Origin of the sequence: Mucilaginibacter sp. 22184 (genome assembly GCF_052045695.1) — a bacterium.
Classification (GTDB): domain Bacteria; phylum Bacteroidota; class Bacteroidia; order Sphingobacteriales; family Sphingobacteriaceae; genus Mucilaginibacter.
On record NZ_JBQEPI010000006.1, the window covers coordinates 151,167 to 173,672 of the forward strand.

The window sequence follows — 22,506 nt, forward strand, 5'->3', positions numbered from 1 at the left end:
ACAACCTTTTTCAAACAACCAAAAAAGCCGGGTCTTTTTCAAGAGCCCGGCTTTTGGATTTGGATTTATAATTCAAATTAGAACATGCTAATTAAAATACTTGGTCAAACTGGTTAACGGCGTCTTTGCTTTCGAGCACGGAGTGTCCCATCAAAAACTCATCAACCTTGCGGGCTGTTTCGCGGCCCTCGGATATAGCCCATACCACCAGTGATTGTCCGCGGCGCATATCGCCGGCGGTAAATACTTTGCTTATATTGGTACGGTACACACCTTCTTTCGCTTTTACATTTTTACGCTCATCAAGCTCCACGCCTAATTGCTGTATCACACCAACATGCTGCGGATGTAAAAAGCCCATCGCCAGGAATACACGCTGACAAGGTATTTCGCGCTCAGAACCTTCAACTACATTGAATTTTACCGGGCGACCCAGGAAATCCTGCTCCCACTCTACATCAACTACTTTAAGGGCCCTTAGGTTACCTTCAGCATCGCCTAAAAATTCCAGCGTGTTTACACCCCAGAAACGCTCGGCGCCTTCTTCGTGCGAGCTGGTGGTTTTCATCACCATGGGGTAAGTTGGCCATGGCATATGCTTGGTGCGCTGCTCAGGCGGCTGAAACATCACCTCAAACTGTTTAATAGAGCTGGCACCCTGGCGGTTTGATGTACCCACGCAGTCAGAGCCGGTGTCGCCACCGCCAATGACTACCACATCTTTACCGGTAACCAGGATATCTTCACCCTGAACCGGGATGTCGCTTACCCGTTTATTTTGTTGTTTCAAAAAGTCCATCGCGAAGTGGATGCCTTTTAACTCACGACCGGGGATGTTGAGGTTACGTGGTATAGTTGAACCGCCTGCCAGTACTACAGCATCATGGCTGCGTACCAGTTCATCAGCGGCTACGTTAACACCAACCTCGCTGTTGCATTTAAATACAACGCCATCTTTCTCCATCACTTCGATACGGCGCTCTACTACCCATTTTTCCAGCTTAAAATCGGGGATGCCGTAACGTAACAGGCCTCCCGGTTTATCATCGCGCTCGTAAACAGTAACGGCGTGCCCTGCTTTGGTCAGCTGCGCTGCCGCGGCCAGTCCTGCCGGACCTGAGCCTACCACAGCTACCTTTTTACCGGTTTTAACCAGTGGTGCAGTTTGTTTTACCAGGTTTTTCTGGTAAGCGATCTCGATAATATGTTTCTCAATTTCCTCAATAGCTACAGCGGGTTTGTTGATACCCAGTACACATGCCGACTCACACGGAGCAGGGCATATACGGCCTGTAAATTCAGGGAAGTTATTGGTTGACGATAAAATATGGTAAGCCTCTTCCCAGTTTTTGCGATACACCGCATCGTTAAACTCCGGAATAATATTACCCAGCGGGCACCCCGAATGGCAAAACGGAATACCGCAATTCATACACCTGGCCGATTGTTGGTTCAGCTTTTCGTCGGTATATAAATTAACAAACTCTTTATAGTTCTTTACGCGTTCAGCAGCCGGGGTCTTGGTTGGTAACTCCCTGTTAAACTCCTGAAATCCTGTTGGTTTTCCCATTGAAATTTAGCCTATTGTTTGATATTGTAATTTCTCGATAACTTTTTTATACTCTTTCGGATACACCTTCACAAATTGTGTAGATGCCAGCGCCCAATCCTTCAGGATCTGCTGTGCCAGTTTACTGCCGGTTAAGCTGATGTGCTTGCGTAACAATGCCTGTATCTGCTCCTCGTCCTGTAATGATAACGGGTCAAGATCCACCATCTCAGTGTTGCAGTTTTCGGCAAAAGTACCTTCGGGATTGTATACCCAGGCTAAACCGCCGCTCATACCTGCTGCGAAGTTTCTGCCTGTTTGTCCCAGGATCAACGCGCGGCCACCGGTCATGTATTCGCAACCGTGATCGCCAATGCCTTCCACTACAGTAGTAGCACCAGAGTTACGTACCGCGAAACGCTCGCCTGCCATACCACCGATAAATACCTCGCCGGATGTAGCGCCATACAGGGCCACATTACCGATAATGATATTATCCTTCGGCACAAAAGTGGCGTTGCCTGCCGGGTAGATAGCCAACTGTGCTCCCGATAAACCTTTACCTACATAATCATTTGCTTCGCCTTCCAGCTCAAAGGATAAACCTTTGGTGGCAAACGCGCCGAAACTTTGACCTGCCGAGCCTTTGAATTTATAGTTGATGGTATTATCAGGTAACCCAGCCGATCCGTATTTTTTAGATACCTCATTGGATAACAAAGTACCAATGGTACGGTTAACGTTGATCACATCGAAGGATGCAAATACCGGGGTTTTATCTTCCAGGGCAGCTTTAGCGCTTTCTACCAGTTTCCAGTCCAGGATATCGGCCATGCCATGATCCTGGCTTTCGCTATTGTACAGCGTCATGCCTTTGGTATTGGTTACCGGATGCAGGATGCCAGATAGATCGATCTTTTTAGCTTTCCAGTTGTCCAGGTGGTCTTTTACTTTCAGGAACTGGACACGGCCTACCATTTCATGAATAGTACGGAAGCCCAGTTCAGCCATGATCTCGCGCAGTTCTTCGGCCATAAACTTGAACAGGTTAACCACATGCTCAGGTTTGCCAGAGAATAGTTTACGCAGTTCGGGATCTTGTGTAGCTACACCCACCGGGCAAGTGTTCAGGTGGCATTTACGCATCATGATACAGCCACCGGCAACAAGGGCAGCAGTAGCCACACCCCATTCTTCGGCACCCATCAGGGCCGCAATAGCCAGGTCACGACCGGTTTTTAACTGACCATCTGTTTGCAATACCACACGGCTGCGCAGTTTGTTGCGTACCAGTGTTTGGTGAGCCTCGGTTAAACCAAGCTCCCATGGTAAACCTGCGTGTTTTACAGAGCTTATTGGCGATGCGCCTGTACCACCGTCATATCCGGCAATCAGGATCACATCGGCGTGGGCCTTAGCAACACCCGCCGCAATGGTACCCACGCCGGCTTTTGAAACCAGTTTTACGTTGATACGTGCGGCACGGTTAGCATTCTTTAAATCGAATATCAATTGGGCCAGATCCTCGATTGAATAAATATCGTGGTGCGGCGGCGGAGAGATCAAACCAACACCTGGTGTAGAGTGACGGGTTTTAGCGATCCAGTCATCAACTTTATGACCAGGTAATTGTCCACCTTCGCCCGGTTTTGCGCCTTGCGCCATTTTTATCTGTAGCTCATCGGCATTGGTCAGATAGTTGGAAGTTACTCCAAAACGTGCCGAAGCGATCTGTTTAATAGCCGAACGCATAGAATCGCCGTTTGGCAATTTTTCGTAGCGCATTTCATCCTCGCCACCTTCGCCGGTATTACTTTTACCGCCTATACGATTCATGGCGATGGCCATGGTGCTGTGCGCCTCATGCGAGATAGAGCCGAATGACATGGCGCCCGTTGCAAAGCGTTTCATGATATTTTCTGCCGGTTCAACCTCATCTATGCTGATAGCCTCACGGTGATGGGCAAAATCAAGCAGGCCACGGATGGTGAAATGCTTTTCGGTTTGCTCATTGATCTCTTTAGCATATTTTTTATATACCTCGTAATCATTTGTACGGGTAGCATGCTGTAATAAGTGTACGGTAGTTGGGTTAAACAAGTGGGCTTCACCACGGCGTTTCCACTGATAGATGCCGCCCTCCGGCAATAAATTATCGGCCGCTTTTGCGCTAAAGCCAATACGGTGTTTGCACAGGGCCTCGCGGGCTATTTCATCAAGCCCTAAACCGCCTATGCGACTTACGGCTCCGCAGAAATAACGATCCACAACCGATGTGTTTAAGCCTAATATTTCAAACACCTGCGATCCGTGATATGATTGCAAAGTGGAGATCCCCATTTTAGAGAAGATCTTCAGCAAGCCATCATTTACAGATTTTACATAATTTTTTTGCAGGTATTTGATATCCAGACTGGTTTCCAGGCTGCCATTATTTTTAATAGTTTCAATGGTTGACAGGGCCAGGTATGGGTTGATAGCCGTTGCGCCAAAAGCCAGCAAGCAGGCAAAGTGATGTACTTCCCAGGCATCACCGGTTTCCACAACCAAACCTACCGCGCCACGGCGGCCTTTTTTAACCAAATGATGGTGAACCGCAGATACCGCCAGTAACGATGGTATAGGCGCGTGCTCAGAATCAACAGCACGATCCGATAGGATCAATACCTCAAAACCGTCATCAACCGCGTCCTCGGCATAACGGCAAAGCCTGGCTATACCTTTTTCCAGCGAGCCCGGCATGCCATCGGCATTAAAATAAGTTTGCAGGGTTTTAGCATGGAACAAACCGGTATCAATACTGCGCAGTTTTTCTAACTGGTGATTTTTTAGTATCGGGTGTTTTAACACTACGCAATGGCAGTGCATTTTATCTTCATCAAGCAAATTACCGTTGTTACCAATAAAGGTAGCTAAACTCATCACTAAACGCTCCCGGATAGGATCTATCGGCGGGTTGGTCACCTGGGCAAAAAACTGTTTGAAGTAGCTCGACAGGTGCTGTGGTTTGTCTGACAGGATAGCCAACGGCACATCGGTACCCATGGAACCTACGGGCTCTTTACCATCAACCGCCATTGGTTTAATAATGGTGTCGATATCTTCGCGGCTGTAGCCAAATACCTGCTGGTAACGGAATACCGCCGACTCAGAAAGGCTGGCAAATGCCAAACGCGGCTCGGCCAGTTCGCTCAGGTTTATTTTATAGTTTTCCAACCAACGGCCATAAGGCTGTTGCGTGGCAATTTGTTGTTTAATTTCTTCGTCGGTAATAATGCGGGCCTGTTCGGTATCAATCAGCAGCATTTTGCCGGGCTGTAAACGGCCTTTGCGTAATACCGTGCTTTCGTCAATAGCTAAAGTACCGGCTTCGGAAGCGGCGATTACGCGGCCATCATTGGTGATTACATAACGCAGCGGACGCAGACCGTTACGATCAAGCACAGCGCCAACCAGTTTACCATCGGTAAAGCTAATAGCAGCAGGGCCATCCCATGGCTCCATTAAAGTAGCATGATATTCATAGAATGCTTTTTTAACCGGATCCATCTGCTCGTTACCATCCCATGCCTCGGGGATCAGCATCATCATTACATGTGGTAATGAACGGCCGGAGTGCAGTAAGATCTCGATGATATTATCCAAACAGGCAGAGTCAGACTGGTTATTGTCAATCACCGGCATGATCATCTCCATCTCTTCGGCGCTGAAATAGGTCGAAGCGTATGATTTTAAGCCAGAGTAGAACCAGTTTAAGTTACCGGTAAGGGTATTGATCTCGCCGTTATGGGCAATCAGGCGGAAAGGCTGCGCCAGTTTCCATGACGGGAATGTATTGGTGGAGAAACGCGAGTGGATCATGGCAAAGCCAGACGCGATACGCGGATCGTTCAGATCTGAATAATATTTACGCAGTTGATAGGTAGTAACCTGTCCTTTGTAAACAATGGTTTTACATGATAACGATGTAAAATAAAAATGCTCACCAGCGCCGGGAATAGTTTCGACGATGGTTTTGTTAATATACCTTCTTAATATAAATAGTTTACGTTCAAAATCGTCGGCATTGGTAATACTGCCTGGGCGTGCAATAAAAATCTGCTCTACATCCGGTTCAGCCTGACGGGCGGTTTCACCAACGGCCATCGAATCGACAGTAAGCTTACGATAACCTAATTTGATCAGGCCCAGCTTTTCAATAGCATTGGTGATCACATTACGGCAGGCTTTCTTTTGTGCCGAGTCCTTCGGAAAAAATATCATCCCCACACCATACTCACCGGGTTCAGGCAGGCTGATCTCCAGGTTTGAGCATTCTTCCATCAAAAATTCATGTGGTAATTGTATCAGTATACCTGCGCCGTCGCCGGTTTCAGGATCGCATCCGCAAGCGCCGCGGTGTTCCATGTTCTCCAACATAGTTAGCGCATCGTCAATGATCTGGTAAGATTTATGACCATTAATATTGGTTATAAATCCTGTTCCGCAGGAGTCGTGTTCAAATTCTGGCCGGTAAAGGCCCTGGTGGCTCTCAGTTTGATTCATCGTAAAATTTAAACCAGTTTTATAAAAAGGGTGTAATCACGAAATTACTAAATCCCACATAAATTATAAAATTATCGGTTATTTTTTAAAATATCTAAAAAATCCATTACCGAAGTAATGTTTATTTAACAAATCGATAACAAAAAATACAGAATATTATGATTAAGAAAATGAAATACGAAATTTTCTTATTTAGAATCGATATAAAGTTGCACAAACAAAGCAATATTCAGTTATAGCAACGGTAATTATTGTTATAACAGAATTTAATTTTGTGTGATTTATCGACGTATTCTATAGAATAACACTCAATTTAAACTAGTGTACTATTTACATTAAGGTATCATTTAACCTAAATTTTAGAATTGTTAACTTCGCACAAAATTTAAAACTGATGCCAGCAAAAAATAAAGCCGTTTTTTTAGATCGTGATGGGGTACTTAATCAGGAGATGGGTGATTATGTGCGCCGCCTGGAAGATTTTCATATACTGGACAATTTTGAAGCCTTGAAAACCCTGCAGGATCGCGGTTATCTGTTGCTTGTAGCTACCAACCAGGGCGGCCTGGCCAAAGGCTGGTATACCGAAGAAGAGCTGGGCAAAATGCACAGCCTGCTGAAACAAACCTACCGTGAGCACGGTGTAGAGATAACCGACTTTTTTTACTGCCCTCATCACCCCCTGTTTACCGGCGATTGCGATTGCCGCAAACCCAAACCGGGTTTATTATTACAAGGCATTGCCAAATATGATATCGACCCGGCCCAATCCTATTTCATTGGCGACCGTGAGCGTGACGTGGAAGCCGGGACGGCCGCCGGTGTTAAAGGTATATTAATAGACAGCGACCAGCCGATTAGTACAGTGCTGCATCAAATTGCTTAAATAATTAATCAATGTATGTCATTGCGAGGAGGAACGACGAAGACAACCGACCAGAGGGAGCTCATTAATACAATAAAGAAAACAAACACAGCATTAATAATCTCCTCGCATGCATAAATGCGAGGAGATTGCTACGCTACGCTCGCAATGACATAAAGAAAGAGCGATGGTTGTCAAAAAATCTGTATAACCTAAAACATTTTCCCTTCATACAACTTTTATCCCTATTAACCAGTAAAACATCACATGCAACTAAACCGCTATTTAAAAAACTACGACACTTTTATAGCCGCGCTGCTTGGATTTTTTGCTGTACGTATATTTTGTAGTTATAGCGGTATCGGCATTTCGCCCGATTCGATCATGTACGTGAGCGCTGCCCGAAGCCTGAACACCAACGGCACACTGCAAACGTTCAATCACCTACCTATAGTCGACTTCCCGGTGTTCTACCCTATTTTCCTGGGCACTATCAAGTTCATCACCCGTATTGATCCGGTTATTTACGGATCGGTATTGAATGGATTGATGTTTGCCACCTTAATATACTTTAGCGGGTGGATCATGCACCGCTTTGTGCCCACATCACGTGTTTATAAATGGCTGATGCTGGTGGCCATTGTTCTTAGTCCGGCCTTGCTGCAGGTGTACTCCTACTTATGGTCGGAGACTTTATTTATTCTCGAAACTCTGCTATTCCTGGTCGCTTTCAGACAATATCTTTTAAAACATACGCTTAAACCATTGCTGGTGGCTGCCATTATTGCTGCTATAGGCTGTATTACCCGGTATGCCGCCGTTACCATTGTGGGCACCGGAGGCTTATTGTTACTGCTCGATAGGGTACTGCCGCTTAAAAAGAAGATCATACATATCATTATATACGGCTTTGTTTGTATATCGCTGCTGGTAAGTAACCTGCTGTTTAACGCGTTCATGTCGGGCACCACCACCGGGCCACGCGAGCCATCCATTACCTCCTTTGGTAAAAACCTGTACTATTTTGGTACCGTAATGTGCGATTGGATGGGATTTACCCCCAATCAGTATTACCTGGCTACGCCTATTGCTACCATCATGCTATTGGGTTTTATAGCAGCACTGGCGTACAATTACTATCGACGCAGGCTGGATAGCTTTGAAAATCTGGCTATTACCTTTGCTTTGGTGTATGGTTTGTTCATTATTATTTCCTCCACCTTTTCGCGTTATGAGCGTATCAATCACCGCTTGCTGGCCCCTATTTTTATTCCGGCGCTTTGGGGTTATACCAGTTGGGGCCCGCTGATCCTCAAGAAGATCAGCAGCATAACTACCCGCCGTATTGTAGCTGCTGTATTTATAGTGTTGATGCTGGGCTTTGTAACCAAAGAGTTTTTTATAGATAAGCAACGCTACAGCGAACAAATAGCCGATGATTACGGTGTACCCGGCTATACTTCTGATGATTGGCTGGAATCGCCTTTTGCAGCTTATTTAAAGCATATTGATAAAAGCATGTTTAAGCCAAAGGTTACCATTTATACCGATGCGCATGAGGCGGTTTATTTCTTCTCGGGCATATCATCGTACCTGGTGCCGCACCGGTTCTTCAAAAAAGACATTGCCAGTTTCTATAAAAAGAAACACTTCTATCTTATTTGGTTCAACGTACTCGAAAACCCCGAACTAATCAATCTGAAGGATATCCAAAAAGTAAAATCGCTCAAACTGATCAAAGATTTTGGCGAAGAAGGCGGTATTTATGAGTGCGATGAGCAATAAAAAGATCAAAATTTAAAACGATCAGCCATATAAAATTTACAGAATTGCAAAATAGTTAAAGTTTGGGGCCGATTATTTTGATAATTCTAAAATTTGGCAAATTCTGATTCAAACATTTTGATTTAAAAAACATCTGTATATATTTGCGACAGCTAATCCATAGTTTTACTATATAAAAATGAACGGCATCGCACTACATCATCTTCATCTGCATCACCACCATGTGGTGATCAGCTAATATGTATGTTTCTACGCGAAATAACAATCTCCGTTTATACTCTTTTTTATCATAGTTTCTTAAATTCAATCTTTTGAAAACACTTAAAATAGCGATCCAGAAATCTGGTCGTCTCAACGAAAAATCTGTTGAATTACTAAAAAATTGCGGCTTAAATTTCGAAAATTACAAAAGCTCGCTTATCTCCCCCGTTTCCAATTTCCCTTTAGAGATCCTTTTTCTGCGCGATGATGATATTCCAGAATACGTTCAGGATGGTATTGCCGATCTGGGTATTGTTGGCGAAAACGTGATCCAGGAAACCGAGGTTGAGGTGAGCTACCTGCAACGTCTGGGCTTTGGTAAATGCTCGCTCAAAATAGCCGTACCCAACAACAACGATATTCAAAACCTGAGCGATCTGAACGGAAAAGCCATTGCTACTACCTATCCTGTTATTCTAGGTAAGTTCCTGCAGCAGCAAGGTATTCAGTCAGATATCCGTACCATATCCGGTTCTGTAGAGATCTCTCCAGGCCTTGGTCTGAGTGATGCTATCTGCGACCTGGTTTCCACAGGCGGTACATTAAAAAGCAACGGACTGAAACCATTTGCCGATGTAATGTCGTCAGAGGCAGTGCTTATCGGTTGTAAAACCATCGAAGATAATCACCTGGTGCAGGAGCTTATCCAACGCATTCAATCGGTTTTACGTGCTAAAGAAACTAAGTACGTTGTACTTAACGTTCATAGAGATAACCTTGATGCGGTTACTGCTTTATTGCCGGGCGTAAAAAGTCCGTCGGTGGTAAGCCTGGCCGAACCTGATTGGGTGGCAGTACACACCGTTATCCCTGAGCGTGATTTCTGGGATAGGATAAGTCAGCTTAAACAAGCCGGCGCGCAAGGCATTGTGGTTATGCCGATTGAGAAGATAATACTTTAGTTAGTGTGCAGTTGGCGGTTTGCAGTTAGCATTTTAAAACTGTAAATAAAGCAAACTGCCAACTCAAAACTGCAAACTGAAATGAAGACATACAACTATTCAGATTTAAACAGCACCGACATCCAAAAACTGGTTCAGCGTAATGTTGACCCGGCTAATGAGATCCGCACCATTGTTGAGGAGGTTATTGATAACGTACAACAACATGGCGATAGTGCCCTGTATGAATATGCCAGAAAATTCGACAAGGTTGAATTAAGCAACCTGTACCTGGATAAAACAGACCTGGAAGAACTGGCCGAGTCGGTATCTGCCGAGCAAAAAGCCGCGCTGCAAACGGCTTACAACAATATTCATAAATTTCACAAAGCCCAGTTAAAAGCCGAGGATAAGGTAGAAACCATGCCCGGAGTTACCTGCTGGCGCGAGTTAAGGCCGATTGAAAAAGTGGGTCTGTACATCCCCGGTGGAACGGCTGTTTTACCAAGCACTTTTTTAATGCTGGGCATCCCCGCACGCATAGCGGGTTGTCATGAAATTGTGGTGTGTTCACCACCGCAAAAAAACGGTAAGGTGAATGCTTTTATAGCGTACGTGGCCTTGCTGTTGGGCATCGATAAAATATACCTTGCAGGTGGTTCACAGGCTATCGCGGCCATGGCTTACGGAACTGAAAGTATTACTAAAGTTGATAAGATTTTTGGCCCTGGAAATCAGTTTGTTACCAAGGCTAAAACCATCATCCAATCCACCACCACAACGGCTATTGATATGCCAGCAGGCCCATCAGAAGTATTGGTGATTGCTGATGAAAGCGCTACCCCGGCCTACATCGCCGCCGATCTTTTGGCGCAGGCCGAACATGGTATTGATAGTCAGTCGGTATTGGTATGTACCTCTGCCAAAATAGCTCAGGAAACTCTGGCCGAAGTGGAGAAACAGTTACCTACTTTACCCCGTGCCGAGATCGCTAAACTGGCTATTGATAACTCGTACATCGTGGTTGCTTCTAATTTAGAGCAAGCTATGAATTTCAGCAACCAGTACGCGCCGGAGCATTTGATACTGGCTACCGAAAGATGGAAAGAGATCACCGGTTTCATCATCAATGCGGGCTCGGTGTTCCTGGGTAATTTAACCCCGGAAAGCGCCGGCGACTATGCCTCAGGAACTAATCATACGCTGCCAACCAGTAGCTATGCCAGGGCATATTCTGGCGTATCGGTTGATTCGTTTGTCAAAAAGATCACCTTTCAGCATATCACCCGTGAGGGCATCCAAAATATTGGCCCATCAGTTGAAATTTTGGCCGAGTTGGAAGGCCTGCACGCGCATAGGAATGCGGTATCAATAAGGAATAATAATTAAAAATTTGTCATCCTGAGGAACGAAGGATCTGTTCGACGATTAGATTCTTCGCTACGCTCAGAATGACAGGAAAAATTTGAAAGAATAATGTACAATATCAACAATATACTCCGCGAAAACATCAAAAACCTAACCCCCTACTCTTCCGCGCGTGATGAGTATCAGGGCGAGGCCAGTGTTTTCCTGGATGCTAATGAAAACGCGTTCGGGTCGCCGTTGAACCAGCAGTTTAACCGCTACCCCGATCCATTACAGTATCAGTTAAAACGGCGTATCACCGAAATTAAAGGTGTACCACCCCGCAATATTTTTATAGGCAACGGCAGCGACGAAGCCATCGACATCCTTTTCCGCAGTTTCTGCAATCCGGGTATTGATAATGTGATCATCGTGCCGCCTACTTATGGTATGTACCAGGTATCGGCCAATATCAATGATGTGGAAGCCCGCAAGGTGCTGCTTACCGAAGATTACCAGCTTAACCTGGAAGGTATTGCCGAAGCTATTGACGAGCGTACCAAACTGATCTTCATTTGCTCGCCCAACAACCCTACAGGTAACTCCATTAACCGGGCAGATGTGGAAACCCTGCTGGCCAACTTTAACGGCCTGGTGATTGTGGATGAGGCTTATATCAATTTCAGTCGCCAAAAAACATTTATACAGGAACTTACTGAATACGCCAACCTGGTGGTTTTACAAACCCTGTCAAAAGCCTGGGGACTGGCCGGTTTACGTGTAGGTATGGCCTTTGCCAGCGAGGAGATCATTGAGGTGATGAACAAGGTGAAACCGCCATACAATGTGAACGAAGCATCACAACAATTGGCTCTGGAAGCACTCGCCAATATCGACCAGATCAACAGCTGGATCAAGGAAACATTGACACAGCGCGACAGATTGGTGCTTGAACTCAAGAATTTTGATTTTGTGCTGGATATTTACCCATCGGATGCTAACTTTATCCTTGTGAAAACAACCGATGCCAACCGTATTTACGACTATCTTGTCGGCAAAGGCATCATTATACGCAACCGTTCCAAAGTGGAGCTTTGCGAAGGCTGTCTGCGCATTACCGTTGGCACGCCCGATGAAAATACTACCCTACTCCAAACCCTACAAAACTTTAAATGAAACGGAAAATATTATTTGTTGACCGCGACGGCACGTTGATCAAAGAACCTGCCGATGAGCAGATAGATTCTTTTGAAAAGCTGGAATTTTACCCCGGCGCGTTAACTTATCTGCCCAAAATTGCCAAAGAGCTTGATTTTGAATTGGTAATGGTAACCAACCAGGATGGTTTGGGTACAGCATCGTACCCAGAAGACACTTTTTGGCCGGTGCATAATTTCATATTAAAAACATTTGAGGCCGAGGGTGTAAAGTTTGATAACGTCGTGATCGACCGCACCTTCCCGGCCGAGAAAGCGCCGACACGAAAACCAGGCACTGCCCTGCTTACCCAATATTTTGATACCGAAAAGTATGATCTGCCAGGTTCATTTACCATCGGCGATCGTAAAAATGATGTGTTGCTGGCCCGTAACCTGGAAGCCAAAGCCATCTGGCTTAACAATAATTCGGGATTAGGAGGCGCTGAATTTACCGAGGCCGATCATATCGGCGAGACCATTGTGCTGGAAACTACCGATTGGCAACAGATCTACGAATTCCTGAAACTGGGTCAGCGCGTGGTTGAGCATCGCCGTGCCACTAAAGAAACAGATATCTACATCAAAATAAACCTGGATGGTACCGGCGAGGCCAAAGTATCAACCGGCCTGCATTTTTTTGATCATATGTTAGATCAGATTGCACGCCACGGCAGCATCGACCTGGAAGTAATTGCCAAAGGCGATCTGCATATCGACGAGCATCACACCATTGAAGATACCGGCATAGCCTTAGGCGAGGTTTTTGCGGAAGCTTTAGGTAACAAAAAAGGCATTGAACGATACGGTTTTTGCCTGCCGATGGATGACTGTTTGGCACAAGCGGCCATTGATTTTGGCGGCCGTAACTGGATAGTTTGGGAAGCGGAATTTAACCGCGAAAAAGTGGGCGATGTACCAACAGAAATGTTTTATCATTTTTTCAAGTCGTTCTCAGACGCGGCCAAATGCAACCTCAACATCAAAGCCGAAGGGCAAAATGAGCATCATAAAATTGAGGCCATATTTAAAGTATTTGCCAAGGCAATAAAAATGGCCGTAAAACGTGATGTAGATAAGATGGTTTTACCAAGTACTAAAGGGGTACTATAAGAGAGGCAAGATTCTTAGAATCAAGAGACAAGATGTTTTTCTGTCCTGATTCTTGAATCTTATATCTTGACTCTAACTAAAAAAATGACAGGCATCATTCTATACGGAGCGGGCAATATATTTTCCCTTACAGCGGCTTTGGAGCGGCTGGGCATCCCCTATGGCTTTATCAACAGCCAGGCGGATTTTGATAAGTTCGACCGTTATATCATTCCGGGGGTAGGCCACGCCGGCGCGGCTATGGATAAGCTGGAAAAAACGGGCCTTGTGCCCGCTATAAAGGCGCTTAAAAAGCCAACGTTGGGTATTTGCGTGGGTATGCAGCTGCTTACTTCCTACTCCGAAGAAGGCGACTCCAACTTATTAAATATCTTCCCGATCAAAACTTTGCGGTTTCAGGATAGTGCCGAATATAAGGTACCACACACGGGCTGGAACCAGGTGTATCCCGAAAAAGACAATCCATTATTTAAAAATATACCGTCGGGTTCACATTTTTACTTTGTACATTCATACTTTATTGAGTATGATAAGGCATACACATTACTATCTGCCAATTACAGTACCGAATTTTCGGCATCAATTTGGCATGATAATTTTTACGGCGTACAGTTTCACCCCGAAAAATCAGGCGTGTACGGCGAAACATTATTAACTAACTTCTCTAAACTATAAAAAACATGTACATTATCCCTGCTATCGACATATTGAACAAAAAGGTAGTGCGTTTGCGTGAAGGCGACTATGGCCAGGTGACTGAATACGATGTTACGTTGGAAGAAATGATTGAGCGCTACCAAAGCAACGGTACCAATTTCATCCACATCATTGACCTCAACGGCGCCAAAAACGATTTCAGCAACCAGCAATACCTGTTTGATGTGATCCGTAAAACCGACATGAAGGTGCAATACGGCGGCGGTATCCGCAGCATTGATAAAGTGAAAGAGCTGATAGATGCCGGCGTTCACCGCGTTATTGTAGGTACTCAAGCCTTAACCAATCCAAGCTTTTTACCCGAGCTGGGTTCCGAGATCTGCGGTAAAGAAAAATGCTCAGACCAGGTAGTTATCGCTATCGACGTATTGGACGAAGTAATTAAATACTCCGGCTGGATGGAAAGCTCGCCCATAAAACTGATGGATTACGTTGATAAATGCCTTGCCCTCGGTTTCTTCCGCTTTTTATGTACCGACATCAATAAGGATGGCAAACTGGGCGGTGCAGGTATCGAGCTGTATGAAAAACTGCTTGATCATTCGCCTTTTATCAAGCTGATCGCTTCGGGCGGTGTAAGTTCCATGAAGGATATCGAGCAACTGAGTCGCCTAAAAGTTGAATCATGCGTGGTAGGCAAAGCCATCTACGAAGGGCATATCACCATCGAAGATGTTAAGCACTGGAACCTGGACGCGTTAATCTCCATTTAAATAAAAACGTCATTGCGAGGAACGAAGCACTTAAAAGGTTTGTCATTCTGAGCGGAGCGAAGAATCTATCGCCGATTAGATCCTTCGTTCCTCAGGATGACAAAAAGAATTAAAATTGCTTCGTTCCTCGCAATGACGCTCTAATAAAATTCATGCTTAGTAAAAGAATCATCCCCTGTCTTGATGTAAAAGACGGTCGCACGGTAAAAGGAGTAAACTTTGTCGATCTGCGCGATGCCGGCGACCCCGTTGAACTGGCCTGGAACTATTCGCGCCAGGGTGCCGACGAGTTGGTTTTCCTGGATATTACCGCTACGGTGGAGCGCCGTAAAACCATGGTGGAGCTGGTGAAAGCAGTGGCTCGGCAAATCAATATACCCTTTACCATAGGTGGTGGCATCAACGAAATTGCTGATGCCGACGCGCTTTTAAACGCTGGTGCCGATAAAATATCCATCAACTCGGCCGCGGTGCGCAACCCCGCTTTAATTGACGAACTGGCCAAAGCATTCGGCGTACAGTTTGTGGTGATAGCTGTGGATACGCGCCGCATAGACGATAAAAACATAGTGCATTTGAATGGCGGTCGCCTGCCAACAGAACGCCAAACGCTGGAATGGATAAAAGAGGCCGAAAGCCGCGGCGCTGGTGAAATATTGCTCACCTCTATGGATCATGACGGCACCAAAAATGGTTTCGACAATGGGCTGCTCAAAACCGTGAACGATGCGGTGCACATACCGGTAATAGCATCGGGCGGTGCAGGCGCGGTACAGCATTTTGTCGATGTTTTCGAAAAAACCAATGTCGACGCGGCACTGGCGGCATCCGTATTCCATTATGGAGAGATACTAATACCCGATTTGAAAGCCGTGTTAAAAAGTAATAATATTGAGGTAAGGATATGATGAAAGTGCCGGTGTGCCGCACAAAGAGCGAGAATAGAATTTTATGATATACAAATTGGCTCATTCACTCCGGCTCTTCGCACCTACACGCTAACACCTCACAACTGATAAAAAATGAATATAGATTTCAACAAAACCGACGGACTGGTTCCGGTGATCATACAGGATGAGCAAACGCTTGAAGTGCTCATGCTGGGCTATATGAACCAGGAAGCCTATGATAAAACCGTACAGGAAAACATAGTAACCTTCTTTTCCCGCTCCAAACAACGCTTGTGGACAAAAGGCGAAACCAGCAGCAACTTTCTGCATGTAAAAAACATCAGTATTGATTGCGATAGTGATACGCTGTTGATCAAAGTAAAAGCCGATGGCCCAACCTGCCATACCGGCTCGCGCAGCTGCTTTAAAACCGAATTTAATCAGAACTTTATTCTCGAACTGGAGAACATCATTGCCGATAGGTATGAAAACCCGGTTGAAGGTTCATACGTGAATAAACTGCGCAACAAGGGACTCAACAAAATAGCTCAGAAAGTAGGCGAAGAAGGTGTAGAAACTGTTATAGCCGCTCTTGCAGAAACAGAAACAGACCTGATCAATGAATCGTCTGATCTGGTGTTTCACTTATTGGTACTCCTGCGCGAAAAAGGCCTCGATTTGAAAACAATAGCCAAAAATTTAGAGAGCAGGCATAAGTAGCGATGAGGATGAAAATATTTAGGAATTTTTATTTGTCGCTTTTTTGTATTTGCGGCCTTAGTGTTGCAACTAATGCCCAAACCAACAGTTTAAGGAGCAGGGTCACCGAAATAGCTAAAGAAGGCAAAGGTACCGTTGCGGTTTCGATATTAAACCTGGATACCCGCGATACTTTATCCTATAACGGCCATGCGCATCTGCCCATGCAAAGTGTGATGAAGTTTTCGATAGCCATTACCGTTTTGCATGAAATTGACAAAGGTCGCTTTAAATTAGATCAACTGATCCACGTTGATAAAAGTGATTATTATGATACTTACAGTCCGCTGAGAGATAAACATCTGGCTGGCAATTTTGATATTACCATCAGGGAATTATTAAGCTACATGGTATCCTTAAGTGATAATGTGGCTTGTGATATATTGTTAAAAACGCTTGGAGGGATAGATAAAGTAAATACCTACATCCACAGCATCGGCGTACCCAACATCGCGTTTAAGGCCAACGAGTACCAGATGGCGCAGTCATGGGATGTACAATACACCAACTGGGCCGAGGTTAACGGTCTTACCCATTTGCTTGATCTGGCCTTTAAACCCAACTTTCTTTCGCCCGCAAGCCACGCTTACCTGTGGAAGATCATGCGCGAAACCTCAACCGGGCCAAATCAGATCAAAGGTCTGCTGCCTGCAGGTACAGTGGTTTATCATAAAACCGGAAAGTCTGGCACCAACAAACAAGGTATTACCGCCGCTACTAACGATATAGGCATCATTACCCTGACTAATGGCAAACAGCTGGCCATAGCCGTTTTTGTATCAGATTCTCCTGTTGATCAAACCACCCGTGAATCTATCATATCCCGGATTGCCAGGGCGGCTTATGATGAGGCTTCGAAGTAACTCAAAAATTATAATTTTGTGAATTGATGATCCTTATCATAATATATGGATCACCAATTTTAAACACTCCAAAATGACCGCAGAAAAAATAGCAGAACTGACCGGGCATGGCAACCCCATTTTTACGCTGGAGCTTTCGCAAAAGCCGGGTATTTTATTTACCGGTGGCAACGACAAGGGCCTGGTAGAGTGGAACCTGGAAACTTTCTCGTTCATTAAAGTGATGTTCCCGGTGAGGGCTTCTATTTACGCTATACACGGCCCTGTTGGCTATCCTATATTATTGACAGGTTTACGTAGCGGCGAAGTAATGGTGTTTGATTTTATACAGCAAAAGCTCCTGAAATCACTTGCCCATCATCTTAAGCCCGTCTTCGATATCAAATCGGTGAGTAAAAAGAATGAGCTGCTGATAGCCTCCGAAGATGGTACGGTTTCAATTTGGAACCTGGCCAGTTTACAGATGGTGCACAGCATCAAAGTATCTGCCGATACGGTACGCTGCATAGCCATATCGCCCGATGAAAAACAGGTGGCTTTTGGATGCAGGGATAATTCTATTAAAATTTACGACCTGCATGATTATACCTTGCTTAAATCATTGCATGGCCATACCATGTCGGTTTTTACACTGGCTTATAGTCCGGATGGTACTTACCTGGCATCTGGCGGCCGCGACGCGCAGATCAAGATCTGGGACAGTGTAAATTATCAATCTATCAAAAACATTCCCGCGCATTTGTTTGCCATAAACCATATCCTGTTTCATCCCACAAAGCCATATTTTGCCACAGCAAGTATGGACAAAGGCATCAAGATCTGGGGAGCCGACGATTTTAAGCTATACAAGATCATCAGCCGCGAAAAAGGACATCCGGGGCATGTACTTTCCATCAACAAACTGGCCTGGAACGGCGATCAGCTCCTGTCTGTAAGTGATGATAAGAGTGTGCTGGTATGGGATATTAAGTTTGATTGAGGATTCTTGAATTAACAAATTCCCTCCCCACGGGAGGGGTGCGTTGGAATTGTGTTGTAGCAGGGAGGGGTTTATACAAGCGATTCAAACACGTCATGTTTACTAAACCCCTACCTCCCCTTCCCCAAGGAAGGAATCGCACTATCCCCACTTTTCTTTGAGTATTACATAAACCTCTTAATACTATGCAGCTTATGCGTATGGCGTTTCTGCTCCTGCGAGTAGATACCATCCTCGTCTATCGTATCAATCTTAACTTTTCCTGAAGCGTGGATGATGTGTTCATTATTCAGCATAATACCTACGTGGGTTACTTTACCGGCTTCGTTATTAAAAAAGACCAGATCGCCTAAACGGGCCTGCTCTATGCTTTCAACCAGCGTACCCTCCTGCACCTGCTGACTGGCATCGCGCTTGATCTTGATATTATTCAGGTTAAATACCACCTGTGTAAAACCCGAGCAATCAATACCAAAATGGGTACGTCCACCCCACAGATATGGCGAGTTTAAAAATGATTTGGCCGTGGTGGCTATGTCTTCCCGCTCTCCTATTTCACCAATGATCTCAAAACGCTCATTACCTATGCGACAGGTAGTACCCTCCAAAAAGGCCAGCGAGCTGCCCGCCGGCAGATAAACAACACTGTTATCGGCAACTTTCCAGGCTTGTGTTACCGCCCTGTAGGTAAGCGGTGGTTTTACATGTTTAAAGCTTTTGTAAGCGATATGACCGAGCATAGCAAATTGCAGGCGACCTATCCAACCTTCATAACCATCACTTTCGGTGATGATCTTTACCCAGCGTTCGCTCCATTCTATGATCTCAAATGCCTCGCCAAACAATACCTGCGACACTTGTTCGCTGCGGTCACTGGCCTCGGCTCGCAGCGGGATAACCGCCAGATTACAAATACCGTATTCCATTGATAATAGTGAAAAACAAATATAACAATAAAAATAATTTATATATTTGTAAGTACTTACGTAATTACTATGAGTTTAATTGATGATCTGGAAGAATTGGCCGTTGGAGCAAGGCTCAAACGGTTATATGAATACTTTGCAAAGGATGTTGTTCAGATATATAAAGACGAGCAACTGAATTTCGAACCCAAATATTTTACCCTTTACTACCTGATCAGCAAACAGGGTGAAGCTGCGGTAACCGAAATTGCCGAAGAGCTGGGCTGTACCCATCCGGGCGTCATTCATCTGGCTAAGGAGTTGGAAGCATTGGGCTTTATTGAATCGGTTAAATCAGCAAGCGACAGTCGTAAACGCATGCTGCGCCTGTCGGAAAAAGGGAAAGACTCCCTGCCAAAATTTGAACGGGTATGGGCCAAGATCCTCACCCTCAACAAATCATTATTTAATAGTCAACAAAACAATTTATTAAGCGCTATTATGGAAACTGAAGCACAACTCAACGAAAAACCATACTACCAACGTTTTCAGGAAATGTTTAATCCACAGGGAAACAATCCGGTAACAGTAACTACCTACGATCCTCAAAATGCCCGTTATTTCAAAAACCTGAATATAGAATGGATCAATACCTATTTTACCGTAGAAGAGCATGACTTGGAGCAATTAAATCATCCCGAAGAATACATCATTGCCCCTGGTGGCGAAATACTTTTCGCGCATATCGACGACGATGTTGTTGGCACCTGCGCGGTCATCAAAACAGGCGAGGCCGAATACGAACTGGCAAAAATGGCGGTAAGCCCAAAATACCAGGGCCGTAAAATTGGCAATGCCCTGATGGACGCGGCTATAGCTAAAACAAAAGAATTGGGTGGTACACGCCTCTGGCTGGGTTCAAACACCCTGCTTGCCCCAGCCATTAGCCTGTACAGAAAATACGGCTTTACGGAATTTAAAGTAGCTGATACCCCCTACGCCCGGGCCAATATCCACATGGAGAAGGATTTGCGATAGATATGAGACTTGAGAACCTCTTTCCCGCGATCAGTGCCCTCTCGAATCGCTAAAACCCATCGGGGTTAAAGCTTTGTAGAAAAAAAATCAGCTTCCGCGTCAGTGCCGTAGGTACTGCACTCAGGTTGCATACCTACGGCATGCTAAATTCTTTTTTCATTTTCTACAAAGCTTTTACTCCTACGGAGTATCCTCTCCTCGATCCGTGCCCTCACTGCTCGCTTAACAATTCATAAAGCACAAAAAAAGGGATCAGTACTGATCCCCTTTTTTATATCTCATGTTTCAGATCTCACATCTGAATACTATTCATTGATGTGCAGCCAGTCTTTTTTAGCTAACAATTCTTCTTTGCTTTCGCGGATATCTTCATCATCTACACAACAATCTACAGGGCATACTGCAGCACATTGTGGTTCGTCATGAAAACCAACACACTCGGTACATTTATCGGGTACAATGTAATAAATATCATCAGAAAGGGCAGCTTGTGATTCTTCGGCATTTAATGTGTTACCATCGCCAAAATCAATAACCCCTTTTAACCCCGTACCATCGCTAAAGCGCCATGCCGCGCCAGCATCATAAATGGCATTATTTGGGCACTCCGGCTCGCAGGCTCCGCAGTTTATGCATTCGTCGGTGATTTTAATCGCCATATTTCTAAATATCTAATATTCTCAATTAACTTTGCCTGAAATTAACAAGCGTGCAAATATAACAAAAAAAGGGTTTCGGGGTTTACAACCTTACCATATATATGTCAAAAATTAATATAAAAACCGCAATAAATTCATTTTCAGTCTTAGGAAAGCAATTAGCCGAACCTAATGAGCAGTTAATGGCCATTGTTAACGACGAACAATACCACAACGCCTGGTTTACACCCGAAAGTGTTTTACGCGCCGTTACCTCCATTGGCCAAATGCTCAACGAGGCCGATTTAACAACCTGGCTGTCCAGATACGACCTTTCCAGGGACGCCCAACCCAAAAAAGTAGGACTAATCCTGGCCGGTAATATCCCGTTGGTAGGTTTTCACGATGTGCTTTGCGTACTGGCCACAGGCAACCACGCGCTCATCAAAACATCATCGCAGGATGCCCATCTCATCAAACATGTATTGCAACTCCTGGTTGATATCGACAGCAATTTTGCAGCACAGTTCAGCTTTATAGAGCGCCTTACCGACTTTGATGCCATTATAGCTACCGGCAGTAATAACAGCTCACGCTATTTTGACTATTATTTTGGCAAAGTGCCTAATATCATTCGCAAAAACCGTAACAGTATTGCCCTGCTTACCGGCAACGAAACAGCCCAAGATCTGTTTAACCTCGGTCATGATATTTTTGATTACTATGGCCTGGGCTGTCGTAACGTATCCAAACTGCTGGTGCCAGAAGGCTACAGTTTTAATTTCTTTTTTGAATCGATAGAAGAGTTTAAAACCATTATCCATCACCACAAATACAGCAACAATTACGATTACAACAAATCCATTTACCTGGTAAACAGTGATAAGCATTTTGACAATGGTTTTTTAATGGCCAAGGAAGATGAACGCATAGCATCGCCCCTGGCTGTGGTATATTACAGCCATTATACCGATCTGCAGGCGGCGCAGCAATTATTGGCTGATCAAAGCGAAAACCTGCAATGCATCGTCACCAAAGCACCTATTGAAATACAAAACCAGGTGGTAGGTTTTGGCCAGAGCCAGCAACCCGCATTATGGGATTATGCCGATGGGATTGATACAATGGATTTCTTGGCAAATCTTTAAAATAACAATACCTTTGGGGAAAAGCATATAGTTGATAGTTCATAGATCATAGCTGATCTTTTTAGCTTTGAAAAACCATGAACCATGAACCATGAACCATGAACTAACATGTATATTATAAAAGTAAAAGGCGTTGCCAAAATACCCGATTATGTGCAGCTGCGCGATGATAAATTTACGCTGCTGGCCTATTTCAGGGTTGACAGGCCTGATAAATCGCTGGATAAGGTGGGACTGGCCGACAAGGCCGAATATATTATGAACATAATCAAAGACCTGCCTTTCGGGCAGATCTTAAAATTAGAGCTATAAAA

At 44.8% G+C, this 22,506-nt stretch carries 19 protein-coding genes; 15 read left to right on the top strand and 4 right to left on the bottom strand.

What is annotated here, in order from left to right; all coding sequences use genetic code 11:
• Positions 1-91: 91 nt before the first annotated feature.
• Positions 92-1,570 carry a glutamate synthase subunit beta gene (locus tag ACTJKG_RS14640; RefSeq protein WP_440739651.1) on the bottom strand — a complete coding sequence of 493 codons (1,479 nt, stop codon included), beginning with the start codon at positions 1,568-1,570 and terminating at the stop codon, positions 92-94.
• Between the two features lie 6 nt (positions 1,571-1,576).
• On the bottom strand, positions 1,577-6,094 hold the full coding sequence (gene gltB, locus ACTJKG_RS14645) for a glutamate synthase large subunit (RefSeq protein ID WP_172338232.1): 4,518 nt from the start codon (positions 6,092-6,094) through the stop codon (positions 1,577-1,579).
• A 394-nt stretch (positions 6,095-6,488) separates the two neighbouring features.
• Here gltB and ACTJKG_RS14650 point away from each other — a divergent pair, with 394 nt between their 5' ends.
• From ACTJKG_RS14650 to ACTJKG_RS14705, 12 genes are all read left to right on the top strand, one after another.
• On the top strand, positions 6,489-6,980 hold the full coding sequence (locus tag ACTJKG_RS14650; protein ID WP_172338233.1) for a D-glycero-alpha-D-manno-heptose-1,7-bisphosphate 7-phosphatase: 492 nt from the start codon (positions 6,489-6,491) through the stop codon (positions 6,978-6,980).
• A gap of 246 nt (positions 6,981-7,226) precedes the next feature.
• Complete coding sequence (locus ACTJKG_RS14655) at positions 7,227-8,744, top strand: hypothetical protein (RefSeq protein WP_172338234.1); 1,518 nt, start codon at positions 7,227-7,229, stop codon at positions 8,742-8,744.
• Positions 8,745-9,055: 311 nt separating this feature from the next.
• Positions 9,056-9,907, top strand: coding sequence for an ATP phosphoribosyltransferase (gene hisG / locus ACTJKG_RS14660; protein ID WP_172338235.1), 852 nt, complete (start codon positions 9,056-9,058; stop codon positions 9,905-9,907).
• Positions 9,908-9,988: 81 nt separating this feature from the next.
• Positions 9,989-11,275, top strand: a complete 1,287-nt coding sequence (gene hisD / locus ACTJKG_RS14665) for a histidinol dehydrogenase (protein ID WP_440739652.1) — start codon at positions 9,989-9,991, stop codon at positions 11,273-11,275.
• 87 nt (positions 11,276-11,362) lie between these two features.
• Positions 11,363-12,409, top strand: a complete 1,047-nt coding sequence (gene hisC, locus ACTJKG_RS14670) for a histidinol-phosphate transaminase (RefSeq protein ID WP_172338237.1) — start codon at positions 11,363-11,365, stop codon at positions 12,407-12,409.
• Entirely contained in the window at positions 12,406-13,542 is a 1,137-nt protein-coding gene (gene hisB, locus ACTJKG_RS14675) for a bifunctional histidinol-phosphatase/imidazoleglycerol-phosphate dehydratase HisB (RefSeq protein ID WP_172338238.1), read from the top strand. The genes hisC and hisB overlap by 4 nt, the downstream gene beginning before the upstream one ends.
• Positions 13,543-13,626: 84 nt before the next feature.
• Positions 13,627-14,217, top strand: a complete 591-nt coding sequence (hisH, locus tag ACTJKG_RS14680) for an imidazole glycerol phosphate synthase subunit HisH (RefSeq protein ID WP_440739653.1) — start codon at positions 13,627-13,629, stop codon at positions 14,215-14,217.
• Between the two features lie 5 nt (positions 14,218-14,222).
• Positions 14,223-14,972, top strand: a complete 750-nt coding sequence (locus tag ACTJKG_RS14685) for a HisA/HisF-related TIM barrel protein (RefSeq protein WP_172338240.1) — start codon at positions 14,223-14,225, stop codon at positions 14,970-14,972.
• Between the two features lie 152 nt (positions 14,973-15,124).
• The gene (hisF, locus tag ACTJKG_RS14690; RefSeq protein ID WP_172338241.1) at positions 15,125-15,880 is read left to right on the top strand and encodes an imidazole glycerol phosphate synthase subunit HisF; all 756 of its coding nucleotides are present in this window, start codon (positions 15,125-15,127) and stop codon (positions 15,878-15,880) included.
• A gap of 114 nt (positions 15,881-15,994) precedes the next feature.
• Positions 15,995-16,582 carry a bifunctional phosphoribosyl-AMP cyclohydrolase/phosphoribosyl-ATP diphosphatase HisIE gene (gene hisIE, locus ACTJKG_RS14695; protein ID WP_166087754.1) on the top strand — a complete coding sequence of 196 codons (588 nt, stop codon included), beginning with the start codon at positions 15,995-15,997 and terminating at the stop codon, positions 16,580-16,582.
• 8 nt (positions 16,583-16,590) lie between these two features.
• The gene (gene bla / locus ACTJKG_RS14700; protein WP_440739654.1) at positions 16,591-17,484 is read left to right on the top strand and encodes a class A beta-lactamase, subclass A2; all 894 of its coding nucleotides are present in this window, start codon (positions 16,591-16,593) and stop codon (positions 17,482-17,484) included.
• A gap of 73 nt (positions 17,485-17,557) precedes the next feature.
• Positions 17,558-18,463: a WD40 repeat domain-containing protein gene (locus ACTJKG_RS14705; RefSeq protein ID WP_440739655.1), complete on the top strand. Its 906-nt coding sequence runs from the start codon at positions 17,558-17,560 to the stop codon at positions 18,461-18,463.
• A gap of 164 nt (positions 18,464-18,627) precedes the next feature.
• On the opposite strand, the gene ACTJKG_RS14710 is transcribed toward ACTJKG_RS14705, so the two are convergent.
• Positions 18,628-19,389 carry a C40 family peptidase gene (locus tag ACTJKG_RS14710; protein WP_440739656.1) on the bottom strand — a complete coding sequence of 254 codons (762 nt, stop codon included), beginning with the start codon at positions 19,387-19,389 and terminating at the stop codon, positions 18,628-18,630.
• A gap of 69 nt (positions 19,390-19,458) precedes the next feature.
• Here ACTJKG_RS14710 and ACTJKG_RS14715 point away from each other — a divergent pair, with 69 nt between their 5' ends.
• Positions 19,459-20,406, top strand: a complete 948-nt coding sequence (locus ACTJKG_RS14715) for a bifunctional helix-turn-helix transcriptional regulator/GNAT family N-acetyltransferase (RefSeq protein WP_440739657.1) — start codon at positions 19,459-19,461, stop codon at positions 20,404-20,406.
• Positions 20,407-20,711: 305 nt separating this feature from the next.
• Here the strand turns inward: ACTJKG_RS14715 and ACTJKG_RS14720 are convergent, their stop codons facing one another.
• On the bottom strand, positions 20,712-21,065 hold the full coding sequence (locus ACTJKG_RS14720) for a 4Fe-4S dicluster domain-containing protein (RefSeq protein WP_076378133.1): 354 nt from the start codon (positions 21,063-21,065) through the stop codon (positions 20,712-20,714).
• A 101-nt stretch (positions 21,066-21,166) separates the two neighbouring features.
• Here ACTJKG_RS14720 and ACTJKG_RS14725 point away from each other — a divergent pair, with 101 nt between their 5' ends.
• A complete protein-coding gene (locus ACTJKG_RS14725; protein ID WP_440739658.1) occupies positions 21,167-22,192 on the top strand; it encodes an acyl-CoA reductase in 1,026 nt (341 codons plus the stop codon).
• Positions 22,193-22,300: 108 nt separating this feature from the next.
• Positions 22,301-22,504, top strand: coding sequence for a fructose-6-phosphate aldolase (locus ACTJKG_RS14730; RefSeq protein WP_076378137.1), 204 nt, complete (start codon positions 22,301-22,303; stop codon positions 22,502-22,504).
• The last annotated feature ends 2 nt before the right edge of the window (positions 22,505-22,506 follow it).